The 13,345-nt window shown below is 71.2% G+C and carries 10 protein-coding genes; 8 read left to right on the top strand and 2 right to left on the bottom strand.

Annotated features, from left to right (window positions below):
* From BKN37_RS29305 to BKN37_RS20965, 3 genes are all read left to right on the top strand, one after another.
* On the top strand, window positions 1-205 hold a 205-nt coding region (locus BKN37_RS29305; protein WP_071028890.1), incomplete at its 5' end, for a PPW family C-terminal domain-containing PPE protein.
* 165 nt (window positions 206-370) lie between these two features.
* The gene (locus BKN37_RS20970) at window positions 371-1,075 is read left to right on the top strand and encodes a hypothetical protein (protein ID WP_131823662.1); all 705 of its coding nucleotides are present in this window, start codon (window positions 371-373) and stop codon (window positions 1,073-1,075) included.
* Window positions 1,062-2,444, top strand: a complete 1,383-nt coding sequence (locus BKN37_RS20965; RefSeq protein WP_242657312.1) for a hypothetical protein — start codon at window positions 1,062-1,064, stop codon at window positions 2,442-2,444. The genes BKN37_RS20970 and BKN37_RS20965 overlap by 14 nt, the downstream gene beginning before the upstream one ends.
* A gap of 4 nt (window positions 2,445-2,448) precedes the next feature.
* On the opposite strand, the gene BKN37_RS20960 is transcribed toward BKN37_RS20965, so the two are convergent.
* Entirely contained in the window at window positions 2,449-5,916 is a 3,468-nt protein-coding gene (locus BKN37_RS20960) for a non-ribosomal peptide synthetase (RefSeq protein ID WP_071028887.1), read from the bottom strand.
* Window positions 5,917-6,005: 89 nt separating this feature from the next.
* Here BKN37_RS20960 and BKN37_RS20955 point away from each other — a divergent pair, with 89 nt between their 5' ends.
* The 5 genes from BKN37_RS20955 to BKN37_RS20935 all read left to right on the top strand — a co-directional run bounded on the left by BKN37_RS20955 (window position 6,006) and on the right by BKN37_RS20935 (window position 11,990).
* Window positions 6,006-7,685, top strand: coding sequence for a (2,3-dihydroxybenzoyl)adenylate synthase (locus BKN37_RS20955; RefSeq protein ID WP_083341940.1), 1,680 nt, complete (start codon window positions 6,006-6,008; stop codon window positions 7,683-7,685).
* A gap of 130 nt (window positions 7,686-7,815) precedes the next feature.
* Window positions 7,816-8,646 carry an SDR family NAD(P)-dependent oxidoreductase gene (locus BKN37_RS20950; protein ID WP_071028886.1) on the top strand — a complete coding sequence of 277 codons (831 nt, stop codon included), beginning with the start codon at window positions 7,816-7,818 and terminating at the stop codon, window positions 8,644-8,646.
* Window positions 8,647-8,663: 17 nt separating this feature from the next.
* Entirely contained in the window at window positions 8,664-9,584 is a 921-nt protein-coding gene (locus tag BKN37_RS20945) for a reductase (protein WP_071028885.1), read from the top strand.
* A 4-nt stretch (window positions 9,585-9,588) separates the two neighbouring features.
* On the top strand, window positions 9,589-11,085 hold the full coding sequence (locus BKN37_RS20940) for a flavin-containing monooxygenase (protein WP_071028884.1): 1,497 nt from the start codon (window positions 9,589-9,591) through the stop codon (window positions 11,083-11,085).
* A complete protein-coding gene (locus BKN37_RS20935; RefSeq protein WP_071028883.1) occupies window positions 11,085-11,990 on the top strand; it encodes a MerR family transcriptional regulator in 906 nt (301 codons plus the stop codon). Before BKN37_RS20940 ends, BKN37_RS20935 begins: the two co-directional genes overlap by 1 nt.
* Window positions 11,991-12,059: 69 nt before the next feature.
* Here the strand turns inward: BKN37_RS20935 and BKN37_RS20930 are convergent.
* On the bottom strand, window positions 12,060-13,345 hold a 1,286-nt coding region (locus BKN37_RS20930; protein ID WP_071028882.1), incomplete at its 5' end, for a salicylate synthase.

Raw genomic sequence — 13,345 nt, 5'->3', positions numbered from 1 at the left:
CATGGCGGCCGCCCCCGCCACCCCGCCGGCCGGGGACCACGCGTCGACCACCGCGTCGGACCGGGGTGCGGGCCGGCTGGGGTTTGCCGGGACCGCCCCCACCGGCGCCACCCGCGCGACCGGGCTGGCCACGCTGAGCGGCGACGACGCGGGCCCCACCGCCCCGATGCTGCCCGGTAGCTGGGCCACCGACCCCGACCAGTAATGAAGCGCAGATACGGGTTAAATCGACGTAAATATACGCAGATGCGGATTTCTACCGCGGGTTGTGTGCTTATATGGCGCGGGCCACAGCGGATGGGCGCGAGCGCCGGTAACTCGGTAGCCGCGCGCTGGATGGGATTGGATGGGATCGGAAATGGGAGTAGCGATGACAGGTTTCGACCGGAGCATGGTCGGCGGCACCCGGTCGGGTGCCCTGCTGGCGGCCGCGCTGGTCACGATCGGCGTCACCGCGCCCGCGGCCATGCCGGTCACCGCCGCGTCAGCCGACTTCCTGCTGGCCGCCGCGTCCACGCCCGTCGACCCCGAGCCCACCAACCCCATCAACGAGTGGTTCCAAACCTTCCGCGCCGACGACCTGGCGTTTAACGCCCAAGTCGAACACGTCCTCGGCGGCACGCTGCCCGCGTCCGGTGTCCCGCCCGCGACGCCGGCCGATGCGCTGGTCTACGACGTCGAAGCACCGGGCAACCTGCTCCGCGGCGACCTGGAGGCGCTGATCTACGCCACCGAGTACTTGAGCCACGGCGACTTCGGCGAGGCCGGCGCGATCCTGGCGCCGGTCCCCGTCGACACCCTGCAGGGTCCGGTGGTGCTCATCGACACCAACCTGACCGGGTTGGCGGAGGCGATCGGCGTCCCCGCCGTCGACATCAGCGCATTCAACAACGCGATCTATGAACCGATCATCGCGTTGGACACCACGCTGGAAAGCGCGCTGACCGAGCTCGGGGCCAGCCTGCCCAATCTCGATCCGCTCCCGGACACGGTGGCGGCGGCCGCGATGGATCTGATGAACGTCACCGACCTCGGTGGTCTGCTGAGCCTGCTGGACTTCAGTGCCCTCCTCTAAGACAACGGCGCCCGAACCGCTGCGCACCGCCCAGCCCACCGCGCCGTCGACGTTAGCGTTCATGGACCAAACCCTGTTCGCGACGCTGCGCGCCACCGGGCGCGACGCGGTGGTGCAGTGTGTCTGGGTGTATGACCGCGCCGTCGACCTCGACGGGTTGCGGCGTTTTCACCGCAACCTGTCGCACGGCCTGCTGGGGCGCCGCATCGAACGCTCCCCGCTGCCGTTTGGCCGGCACCGGTGGGTCACCGACCCCGGACCGCCCGAGATCGACATCGCCGAATCCGCGCGTCCCCGCGGCGAAGTCGGCGACTGGGCCGATGAACGCACCCAACTGCGGATCGACCCGGAACGCGGTCCGGGCTGGCATCTCGGCGTGCTGCCGCTGACCGACGGGGCCAGCGCGGTCAGCCTGGTGGCGTCGCACTGCCTGATCGATGGGCTGGGGTTGGCCGGCGCGATCGCCGACGCGGCCCGCGGCGTCCGGCTCGGCCTGGACTACCCGCCGCCGGGGTCGGTGACCCGGTGGCGCGGGCTGCTGCGCGACGCCGGGCAAACCGTGCGCGACGCGCCCGCGGTGGCCCGGGCCGTGCTCGCCGCGGTCAAACAGGGCCGCCACCAGGACGATACGGCCGGCGCAGCCCCACCGGCGGTCGCGGTTCCCGACGGCGATGCGCCGATCGTCGTCCCGTCGATCACGATCTACCTCGACGTCGCGGACTGGGATGCCCGCGCCGCCGCGTTGGGCGGCACCACCCACCACCTGGCCGCCGCGTTCGCGGCGACCCTCGGTGAGCGCCTGGGCCGCCGCCACGACGGGGTGGTCACCGTGCAGTTCCCGATCAGCGACCGGCGACCGGGCGACACCCGCGCCAACGCGTTGTCGTTCGTCGACGCCCGGGTCGACCCGGCCGGGCTGCCCACCGACCTGGCCGGCATCCGGGCGACGATCGGGCGGGAGCTGGGGACGCTGCGGCAGCACCCGGACGCCGCGTCGCCGATCCTGCCGTTGACCCCGCTGATCCCGTTCGTCCCGAAACCGGTGTTGGCGCGGCTATCCGAGGCGGCGTTCGCTTACGGCGAGCTGCCGGTGGCCTGTTCCAACCTCGGCGACCTCGACCCGGCGGTGGCGTGCCCCGACGGCACCGCCGCCGACTACGTCTACGGCCGCGGCGCCGAACAACACCTGACCCGCGGGTATCTGGAACACACCCTGGGCCAGCTGTCGCTGTTGTCGATGCGCCTGGGTGGGCGGCTGTCCATCACCGTGGCCGCCTACCAGCCCGGGGCGGACAACGGCAAAGCCGCGCTGCGCGAGCTGGCGGCGCGCACCCTGGCCGAGTTCGACCTGACCGGGGTAATCGCCTAAACCCTTACTGGGCGCCGATTTCGGAGAGCACCGCGGCGCTGTCCATGCCGGCGATGTCCAGATACACCTCGGCAACCTGATCCAGCCGGCCCGGGTCCGGCTCCCGGTCGGCGAGCCGGCCGGCCAGCGCGGCGACGGTGCGGGTGGCGAACAGGTCGGCGACCGCCGCGTCGGGGACATCCAGCCAGGTCCGGATCCGGGCCACCGCCGCGGTGGCCAGCACCGAATCCCCACCGAGGGCAAAGAAATCGTCGTCGACGCCGACGTCCGGCACCCCCAGCAGCTCACCGACGATGGCGGCCAGCGCCTTTTCCACCGGGGTCGACGGGGCCCGGTAGCCGGGTGCACCGCCGGCGGCGACGGCGGCGGTCAGGTCGGCGGTAACCGCCCGCCGATCGATCTTCCCGCCGACCGTGAACGGAATGCGGTCCACCAGCGTCACCTGCTGCGGAATCATGTGCGCCGGAACGAAATCGGCCAGCCCGGCCCGGATCTGGGCCGCGGTGCACCGGTCGTCGTCGACGCGGACCATCGCGGCCAGCACCGCCGAATCCGGGCCGGTCGGCACCACCGCCGCCACCGCGCCGACCACGCCGGTCACCCGGCGCAGCGCGGCCTCGACGTCACCGAGTTCGATCCGGTAGCCGCTGACCTTGACCCGGTGATCGGCGCGGCCGACGAACTCGCACGTGCCGTCCGGCCAGTAGCGCACCAGATCGCCGGTGCGGTACCAGGTTCGGCCGTCGTATTCGACGAACTTCTGCGCGGTCAAATCCGGCCGGCCGCGGTAGCCGCGGGCGATGCCGCGGCCGGACACCCACAGTTCGCCGGGCACCCAGTCCGGGCAGTCGTCGCCGGCGGCGTTGACCACCCGGCAGGCGATGTTGGGGAACGGGGTGCCGTAGGGCACCGCGGTCCAGTGCGCGGGCGGGTCGGCGACCTCGCAGAGCGTGGCGTGCACCGCGGTTTCGGTGGCGCCGCCCAGCCCGGCGAACCGCACCCGGGGCGCCTCGGTTCTCAGCCGGCGCGCCAATTCCGGGCGCACCCAGTCGCCGCCGACGGGCACCACCCGCAGCGAGGACAGCCGCCCCGCGCCGACCTCGAGCAGCATGTGCAGCCAGCCCGGCATGAAATTGAGCACGGTCACCCGGTGGGTGTCGATGAGCGCCGCCCAGCGGTCCGGGTCGCGGCGGTGCGCCTCGTCGACCATCACGATCGCCCCGCCGGCGCGCAGGATGGCGAAGATGTCCAGCACCGACAGGTCGCTTTCCAGCGTCGCCAACGCCAGGCAGCGATCGGCGGGCCCGATCTCGAAGTGGCGGGACAAGAACTCCACCGTGTTCATCGCCGCGTCGTGCGTCATCTCGACACCCTTGGGTTCGCCGGTGGAACCCGAGGTGAACAGCACGTAGGCCAGCTGTGCGGGATCGGTTGCCGCGGGGCGGGTTTGGCTGCCGGCGCCGGCCGCGACGGCGTCGGTGACGGTCAGCACCGGCACCCCCGGCGCGGTCACCGGGTGCGTCCCGCAGGCCAGCACCGCGCGGACCGCGCCGGTGTCCAGGATGCGGGTCACCCGATCGGCGGGCTGGTCGACGCCGATCGGCAGGTACACCCCGCCGGCGGCCAGGATGCCCAGCAGCGCCGGGATCTGGTCGGCGTGCTTGGGGCCCAGCACCGCGACGGTGTCGCCGTCCCGGATCCCGAGGTCGCGCAACGCCGCCGCCACCGCCAGCGCCTGGTCCCGCAGCTGGCGGTAGCTGAGCTCCCCGGTGCTCGCGTAGACGGCCGGCGCGTCGGGTTGCTGCTCGGCGCGGCGGAAAAACCCGTCGTACAACGTTTCTCCGCTGGGCTCCGCGGTGCCGGCGTTGACCGCCGCGCGCACCGCCCGCTGCGCGGCGGGCAGCGCCGCGGGGGCCGGCGCGTCCCAGGCGGTGTCGTCGCCGGCCAGCCGGGTCAGTTCGTCGATGTGGTGGGCGAACATGGCGTCGACGACCCCGGGTAAAAACGCGTCGTCGCGCACGTCCCAGTTCACCAGCACGCCGCCGTCGAACTCGGTGACCTGGGCGTCCAGCAGCACCTGGGGGCCTTGGGAAATGATCCAGCTCGGGGCGCCGAAGGTGTCGGTGACCTCGCCGGCGAACAGCTCGCCCAGCCCGAGTGCGCTGGTGAACACCACCGGCGCCAACACCTGGGTGCCGCGGTGCCGGCCCAGATCGCGCAGCACCGACAGCCCGGAGTAGGCCGCATGCGCGGCGGCGGTCCGCATGGTGTTTTGCACGGTGTGCGCCCGGGCCGTCGCGGTGGCGGTGTCGGTGAGGTCGATGTCGAGCAGCAGCGAGGAGGTGAAGTCGCCGACCAGCCGGTCGACGTCGGGGTGCAGCGGCTCGCGGCCGAACAGCGGCACGTTGAGCAAAAACCGGGGGCCGGCCGACCAGCGGGCCAGCGTGTTGGCGAAGGCGGCGGCCAACGTCATCGCCGGGGTGATGCCGCGGGCGCGGGCCTTGGCGAACAACGCGTCCCGGGTGTGCGGGTCCAGCCAGTGCCAGCGGCGGCTGCTGGTGCGTGACTCGCACTGCTCGGGGTGCGACGCCAGCCGCGGCGGGTCCGGCAAGTCGGGCAGCCGCGTGGCCCACCAGTCCCGGTCGGCGTCACGGGCCGGTGCCGGCTCGGCGTCGCGGCGCAGCATGGCCTGCCGGTAGTCGCGGTAGGTGTAGCCCAGCGCGGGCAGGGTGGTGCCGCGGTACAGGGCGGCGAGGTCGGCCATCAAGGTGCGGTAGCTCATCGCGTCGGCGGCCTGCATGTCCAGGTCGACGTGCAGCCGCGAGCGCGACCCGGGCAGCCGGGACAGGGTCAGTTCCAGCACCTGGCCGTCGAGTTGCTGATGCGACTTGGCGTCGCGGATGTCGGCGAGCCGGGTTTCCACGACCGCCGGGTCCTGGTCGCGCAGGTCGTGCACGGTGACCGGGAAGTCCGTCGCCGGCCCGATCCGCTGGGTGCCGTCCGGGGTGAACTGCACCCGCAGCATCGGGTGGCGGGTGGCCAGCGCGGTGGCCGCGGTCGCCAGCCGCTGCGGGTCGATCTCGCCGCCGTCGAACTCCACGTACAGGTGCCCGGCCACCCCGCCCAGCGGCTGGTTGTCCTGGCGGCCCACCCACATGGCGTGCTGCATCGGGGCCAGCGGGAACGGTGCGTCGGCGGCGTCGGCGTCGGTGGCGGCGGGCTGCGGCAGGTCCGCCGCGGTGGCCGCGGCCAGCAGCGTCGACCAGGCGTCAATGCGGGGTTCGGCGGCCAGCGCGGCGAAATCGATGTCGATGCCCTGCTTTCGCCAGCGCCCGGCCAGCGCCATCATCCGGATCGAGTCCAGGCCCTGACCGATCAGGTCCGCGCCGGGGTCGACGGCGGCGGCGGTCACGCCGAGCAGGTCGGCGACCGCCGCGCGGATGTCCGCCTCGCTCAGGCCCGCACCAGCCACACTGCCCTCCCTTGTTAGTAAAGGCTGCCCTAACTTCGTGGACGCTACCCTATATTCGACCCGCAGCACACGCCGACCCGAGGAGACCGATGGAGGACGGGTTCGTGCCGTTTCCCGCCGAGCGGGCCGCGGCCTACCGGGCCGCCGGCTACTGGCGCGGCCGCACGGTGGACTCGCTGCTGACCGAGGCCGCGCGGCGCTGGCCCGATCGGGTCGCGGTCCGCGACCCCGCCGAGGCGCTGACCTATGCCGACCTGGACGCGGCCGCCGACCGGGCCGCGGCGGGGCTGGCCGGGTTGGGCATCGCCCCCGGGGACCGGGCGCTGCTGCAGCTGCCCAACGGCGCGCAGTTCGCGGTGGCGTTGTTCGGGCTGCTGCGGGCCGGGGCGATCCCGGTGCTGTGCCTGCCCGGCCACCGGGCCACCGAGTTGAGCCACTTCGCCACCGTCAGCGGGGCCACCGCCCTGCTGATCGCCGACGCCGCAGCCGGATTCGACTACCGGGCGATGGCGCAGCGGCTGGTCGCCGAGCAGCCCGGGTTGCGCCACGTCGTGGTCGCCGGCGACCCGGGACCGTTCCGATCCTGGGCGCAACTGCTGGCCGGCCCCGCCGAGCCGCCGGCGGTGGACGTCGACCCGGGGGCGCCGGCGCTGCTGCTGGTCTCCGGCGGCACCACCGGGCTGCCCAAGCTGATCCCCCGCACCCACGACGACTACGTGTACAACGCGACCGCCAGCGCCGAGCTGTGCGGATTGACCGCCGACGACGTGTATCTGGTGGCGCTGCCGGCCGCCCACAACTTCCCGCTGGCCTGCCCCGGGCTGCTCGGCGCCGTCGCGGTGGGGGCGACCACGGTGTTCACCGCCGACCCGAGCCCGGAGTCGGCATTCGCGGTGATCGACCGGCACCGCGTCACCGTCACCGCGCTGGTGCCGGCGCTGGCCAGCCTGTGGGCGCAGGCCTGCGACTGGGAGCCGGTGACCCCGAAAACGTTGCGGCTGTTGCAGGTTGGCGGGGCCAAACTGGCCGCCGACGACGCCCGCCGGGTGCGTGCCGCGTTGACGCCCGGGTTGCAGCAGGTGTTCGGGATGGCCGAGGGGCTGCTCAACTACACCCGGCTCGACGATCCGCCCGAGCTGGTGGAGACCACCCAGGGCGCGCCGCTGTGCGACGCCGACGAGCTGCGGGTCGTCGACGACGCCGGGGCGGACGTGCCCGCGGGCGAGGAGGGGGAACTGCTGGTGCGCGGCCCCTACACGCTCAACGGGTATTTCGCCGCCAAGGCGATCAACGAGCGGTCGTTCACCCCGGACGGGTTTTTTCGCACCGGCGACAAGGTCCGCCGGCTAGCGAACGGGTATCTGGAGGTCACCGGCCGGGTCAAGGACGTCATCCAGCGCGGTGGCGAGACGGTGGCCGCCGCCGACCTCGAGGAGCAGCTGCTGACCCATCCGGCGATCCGCAGCGCGGCGGCGGTGCCGCTGCCCGATCAGTATCTGGGTGAACGGATCTGCGCGGCGGTGGTTTTCCACGCGGATCCGGTGACGTTGGCGGAGGTCAACGGCTACCTCGACGAGCGCGGCGTGGCCACCCACGCCCGCCCCGATGTGCTGGTCGCGCTGCCGGGCCTGCCGCTGACGCCGGTCGGCAAAATCGACAAAAAAGCGATTGCAGAACGGGTCGCCCTTGGCGCGAGCGTGCGTGTCCCCGGTCGACACGCCGACGAAAATCCCGGATCTGCGCACGCTCGCACCTGCGACGCCGGCTAATCCCACCAGAACGCCCAGGTGTCCAGCACCGACACCGCGTCGGCCAGCCCAACCCAAAAGTGCCATTGACGAATGTCACCATTTGTTGTTGACTCAATTGCATGACGGACGCTGTCGCAGCGGATGCGCAATGCTCGGCCTGACTACCAAGAAACGCAGCCGGGGCGCAGCGGCGGTGGTGACCGGCGCCGGCAGCGGGATCGGCGCGGCGTTCGCCGCCGAACTCGCCCAGCGCGGCGGCGCCGTGGTGTGCAGCGATATCGACGACGCCGCCGCCCAGCGCACCGCCGACGCCATCACCGCACAGCAAGGCAAAGCGGTTGCGGTGCACTGCGATGCGTCGAAGATCGACGACGTCGGAAACCTGGCCGCCGCCGCCCAAGACTTCTTTGACGGCCCACCCACCCTGGTGATCAACAACGCCGGAGTCGGCGCCGGCGGAACCCCGATCGGCGAAGTGCCGCTGGAGGATTGGACCTGGACGCTAGGCATCAACCTGTGGGGCCCGATCCACGGCTGCCACGTGTTCACCCCGATCCTGCGGGAGGCCGGCTACGGCGGCATCATCAACGTCGCCTCGGCGGCCGCCTTCGGTGCGGCGCCCGGCATGGCCGCCTACAACGTCAGCAAGGCCGGCGTGCTGTCGCTGTCGGAAACCCTGGCCGCCGAGTTATCCGGCACCGGGATCGCGGTCACCGTGCTGTGCCCGACGTTCGTCAAGACCAACATCGTCGAAACCGGCCGCATCACCAGCGACTCGGCGGACCTGGCCGCCAAGTTGATGCGCTGGACCGGCTTCTCCGCGACCAAGGTCGCCCGGACCTGCCTGGACACCCATGACCGCGGCGGGCTGTACTGCATGCCGCAGCTGGACGCCAAGATCGGTTGGGATATCAAACGTTTCGCCCCAGAAACGTACACCCGGGCGCTCGGCCTGCTGTCCCGAGCCCGGCCCCACTAAGTAAAGGAGCGACGCACATGGCCATCGACATGGACGTGATGCTGGCGAAGATCAAGGACCGGCAGTGGGCGCTGGCCGACATCGACTGGGACGCGCCGGGCGCCGAGACCATCAGCGATGAGCTCCGGCCCAAGCTGAAGGCGTTCATGGCCGACCTGTGCTGGATCGAAAACATCGGCGCGCGCGGGTTCGCCGCGCTGGCGAAGAAGGCCCCTACCGCGACGCTGGCCGAGATCTACCGCTACTTCCACGCCGAGGAGCAGCGCCACGCCAACGCCGAGTTGGCGCTGATGAAGCGCTGGGGCATGTTGGACGGCGCCGAGCTGCCCGAACCCAACGTCAACATCCGGCTGGCCATGCAGTGGCTGGACAGCTACTCCGACGATATGCCGCTGTCGCTGCTGGGCACCGTGATCCCGATGCTGGAGGTCGCCCTGGATGGGGCGCTGCTGAAGTTCCTGCTCGAAGAGGTCGACGACCCGGTGTGTCACCAGGTCTTCGAGAAGATCAACAACGACGAATCCCGGCACCTCGCCGTCGATTTCGCCGTGCTGGAGTTGATCGGGCACGCCGACGCCCGCCGGCTGGCGATCGAGTTCGTCGGCAACGTCGCCTCCCCCGGGGTAATCATCGGCGCGCTGATGGCCGTACCGCTGTTCAACCGGGTGCGCAACGAGATCATCGGCATGGGGCTGGATCCCGAGCGCCTGTACACCGCGCTGCTGCGGTTCAAGCAGTTGGGCGAGCGTGGCGAACACACCTGGCGGGTGCCGGCCTACCAGATCGTCAAACGATACGCCAGCTTGGTGGCCAACCCGCGCAGTCCGTATCACCTGCTGGCCAATCCGACGGTGTGGCTGTCCGACTTCTACCCGAAGCGGCTACTCAAACCGATACCGAGCTGGTTCAAAGAGCTCACCTACGAGCCGGCGGCCTAACCCCATGGCCGGCAACCACACCTATCAAACGCTGATCGTCGGCGCCGGCTTCACCGGCATCGGCGCGGCGATCAAACTCAAAAAGGCCGGCGTCGACGACCTGGTGATCCTGGAGCGCAGCGACCGGGTCGGCGGAACCTGGCGTGACACCAGCTATCCCGGTGCGGCCTGCGACATCCCGTCGCTGCTGTACTCGTTTTCGTTCGTTCCCAACCCCACCTGGTCGCGGGCGTACTCCCCCGCCGACGAGATCCGCCGGCACATCGAGGAGATGGCCGATCGGTTCGACGTGCGCCGCCACATCCGGTTCGGCCAGGAAGTCAGCGGGCTGGTCTTCGATGAGGCCGCGGGGGTGTGGAGCGCCACCGTGGGGCGCAAACGGTTCCGGGCCCGCACCGTGATCTTGGCGTCCGGTCCGTTGCCGGACTCCAGCTTCCCCGACCTGCGCGGCCTGGACACCTACCGCGGCCACAAGATCCACAGTGCCCACTGGGATCACGACTACGATTTCACCGGCAAGCGGGTCGCGGTGATCGGCACCGGCGCCAGCGCCATCCAGATCGTTCCCGAGCTCGTCAAACACGCCGAGTTCGTCAAGGTGTTCCAACGCACCCCGGGCTGGGTGCTGCCCCGCCTCGACGTGGCGATCCCGCCTTCGGTCCAGGAGCTGTTCTCGAAAGTCCCTGCGGCCCAACAGCTTGCCCGGCAGGCCCTGTTCTGGGGGCATGAGGCCAGTGCCACCGCGCTGGTGTGGAACACGCCGCTGACCGGGCTCGTCGCCCGGCTGGGCAAGGCCCACCTGCGCAGCCAGGTCAAGGATCCGTGGCTGCGCCGGCAACTCACCCCCGATTTCACCCCGGGCTGCAAACGCATGCTGGTGTCCAGCGACTACTACCCCGCGCTGCAGCGCGACAACTGCAAGCTGATCGACTGGCCGATCGCGACCCTGAGCCCGGCCGGGATCCGCACCAGCGACGGCGTCGAGCACCACCTGGACGCCATCGTGTTCGCCACCGGCTACGACGTGCACCTGACCGGCCCGCCCTACCCGGTCGCCGGGATCGGCGGCCGGTCGCTGGCCGACGAATGGGCCGGCGGCGCGCAGGCGTACAAGAGCATCAACGCGCACGGCTACCCCAACCTGTTCTTTATGACCGGACCCAACTCCGGGCCCGGCCACAACTCGCTGCTGGTGTATATCGAAGGCCAGCTCGACTATGCGGTGCGCGCGATCACCACCATCCTCGGCGAGGATCTGCGCTACCTGGATGTGCGCGCGGACATCCAACGCCGCTACAACGCGGGCATCCAGCGCCGGCTCACCAAGACGACGTGGATGTCGGGCTGCCGCAGCTGGTATCTGACCAAGGACGGCTTCAACGCGTCGATGTATCCCGGATTCGCCACCCAGTATCTTCGACAGATGGCCGACTTCCGGTTCGCCGACTACCACGCGGTGGCACGTGACGCCGACGCGCGCGTCGCCGTCACCTCCGCCTGATGGCCCCGGAGCGACGACCCGAAGCCGGCACGATCGCCGGGGTGCTGGCCAATGTGCGGCGGGTACCGCGGCGGGTGCGCCGCCAGTCCCGCGACGTCATCGAAACCGCGGTCGCCCAACTCTTCGACGCCGCGGTGCGCCACCCGCAGCACACCGCGCCGTCGGGGGAATACCGCATCGACGACCTGGCCCGGTTGGCCGGCACCACCACCCGCAATATCCGGGTGTACCGCGACCGCGGCCTGCTGCCGCCGCCGCTGCGGGTGGGGCGGATCGCGCTGTTCAACGACACTCACCTGACCCGGCTGCGGCTGATCACCTCGATGCTCGACCGCGGCTACAACATCGCCCACGTCAAGGAGATGCTCGGCGCGTGGGAGGAGGGCAAGAACCTCGGCGATGTGCTGGGCCTGGAGACCGCGATTGCGGGCAGCTGGACCACCGAACGACCCCAGACCATGCCGCGGGCGCAGGCCGAACGGCTGATCGACGACCGGGCCGCGTTCGAGCGGCTGGTGGCGTTGGGGTTGATCCGCCTGGACGACGGGCAGGCCACCGTGACCCGACCCAAGCTGATCGAGGCGTTCAACGAGATCCGCGGCTACGGCATCGGGATCGACCGGCTCATCGGCCTATACGAGGAGACCCTGCCGCACATCGACGCGATCAGCGACATCCTGGTGCGCGCCGGCGCCGAGCACGTCGTCGACCAGATCAAACCCGGCGAACCGCTGTCGGCCGACACCGAGATCGCCGAGCTGATCACCATGCTGGTCCGGTTCCGCACCCAGGCCGTCGCGTCGGTGACCGCGACGTTGGCGTCGTCGATCGAGTCGACGATCGAATCCATGGTCGGCCGGCTGCTGTCCGACTACCTAGAAGACGCCGAGCAGTCGCGTTCGTGACTGTGCGATTCCATACGCCAGGCAGGCGTATCGGGTATCACACCGCACAGTCGGCGCAAGAGCCGCGCGCTAGGACCGCTCGATCAGGTACGGGGCCAGCGTGCCCAGCTTCTCGCAGGTCTCCTCGAATTCGCGGTCGGGGCTGGACACGTCGATGATGCCGGCGCCGGCGCGCAGCCAGGTCCGCCCGTCGCGTTCGTAGGCGGCCCGCAGCGTCAGCGCGGCATCCAGCTCGCCGTCGGCGGAAAACGTCACCACCGCACCGGAATACAGCCCCCGCGGGCAATCGTCCAGGCGCAGGATGGCGTCCACCCCGGCGGCCTTGGGAATGCCGGACGCGGTGACCGCCGGAAACAGGGCCTCCAGCGCATCCATCCGGTCGTGGGCCGCGTCCAGGCGGGCGCTGACCGTCGAGCCCAGGTGCTGCACGCTGCCCCGCTCCCGCACCGTCATGAAATCGGTGACGGCGGCGCTGCCCGGCTCGGCGACCTCGTCGATCTCGGCCATCGAGGTGCGCACCGAGATGGCGTGTTCGACGATCTCCTTGGCGTCGGACTCCAGGTCCTCGCGCGCCCGCCGATCGTGCACGTCGCCGCGGCCCAGCGCTCGGGTGCCGGCCAGCGGTTCGGTGACCACCAGCCCGTCGCGGCGGACCGCCGCCACCAGTTCCGGGCTGAAGCCCAGCGCCCGAATTCCGCCCAGCCGCAACAGGAATGACCGCACCGGGGTGGTATGCCGCCGGGCCCGCCGATAGGTGGACGGAAAGTCCACGGCGAATGGCACGTCCACGCAGCGCGACAGGATCACCTTCTGGTAGCGGTCGCCGCGGATCTCGTCGATGGCCGCGGCCACCCGGCGCCGGTAGTCGGCCCCGTCGGCGGCCACCTCGACCGCCGACGGGGCCGGCGTCGCCGGCACCCCGTCGGCCAGCAGCCGATCCAGCGCCCCGCGATGCCGGTCCTCGGCGTCGAACAGGCGGATCTCCTCAGCGGTGACGACGATGCGGGTCCGCGGCCAAAACACCCGCGCCAGCGGGGTTCCCGGCGCCAGCCGGTGCTGCAGCCCGAACCGGTAGGCGCCGAATTCAAACGCGATCCAGCCGAACGCGTGGTCGGTCTCCAGCAGCAGCCGGTCCACCGCCTCGCCGAGGGCCTCCCCCGGGCGTCCGGACCAGTCCTGCCGTTGGATGACGCCGTCGCGGACGATGCGCAGTTCGTCGTTGTCGAGCTCGACGCTGGCCTGCACGCCGATGGCCAGTGTCCACGCCCCGTCGCGCTCGTAGAGCAGGTACTCGTCGCCGTCGCGTTCCGGCAGCGCCGCGGCCAGCTCGGCCGCCACGTCGGCAGGCGCGATAT

This window comes from Mycobacterium talmoniae (genome assembly GCF_001854525.1).
GTDB lineage: Bacteria > Actinomycetota > Actinomycetes > Mycobacteriales > Mycobacteriaceae > Mycobacterium > Mycobacterium talmoniae.
This window is presented reverse-complemented; position numbering and strand designations above follow the sequence as displayed.

Bases quoted from the DNA above. Each gene is read 5' to 3' on its own strand.
- BKN37_RS20970 (WP_131823662.1), top strand. From the start codon at position 371: ATGACAGGTTTCGACCGGAGCATGGTCGGCGGCACCCGGTCGGGTGCC.
- BKN37_RS20955 (WP_083341940.1), top strand. From the start codon at position 6,006: ATGGAGGACGGGTTCGTGCCGTTTCCCGCCGAGCGGGCCGCGGCCTAC.
- BKN37_RS20950 (WP_071028886.1), top strand. From the start codon at position 7,816: ATGCTCGGCCTGACTACCAAGAAACGCAGCCGGGGCGCAGCGGCGGTG.
- BKN37_RS20945 (WP_071028885.1), top strand. From the start codon at position 8,664: ATGGCCATCGACATGGACGTGATGCTGGCGAAGATCAAGGACCGGCAG.
- BKN37_RS20940 (WP_071028884.1), top strand. From the start codon at position 9,589: ATGGCCGGCAACCACACCTATCAAACGCTGATCGTCGGCGCCGGCTTC.
- BKN37_RS20935 (WP_071028883.1), top strand. From the start codon at position 11,085: ATGGCCCCGGAGCGACGACCCGAAGCCGGCACGATCGCCGGGGTGCTG.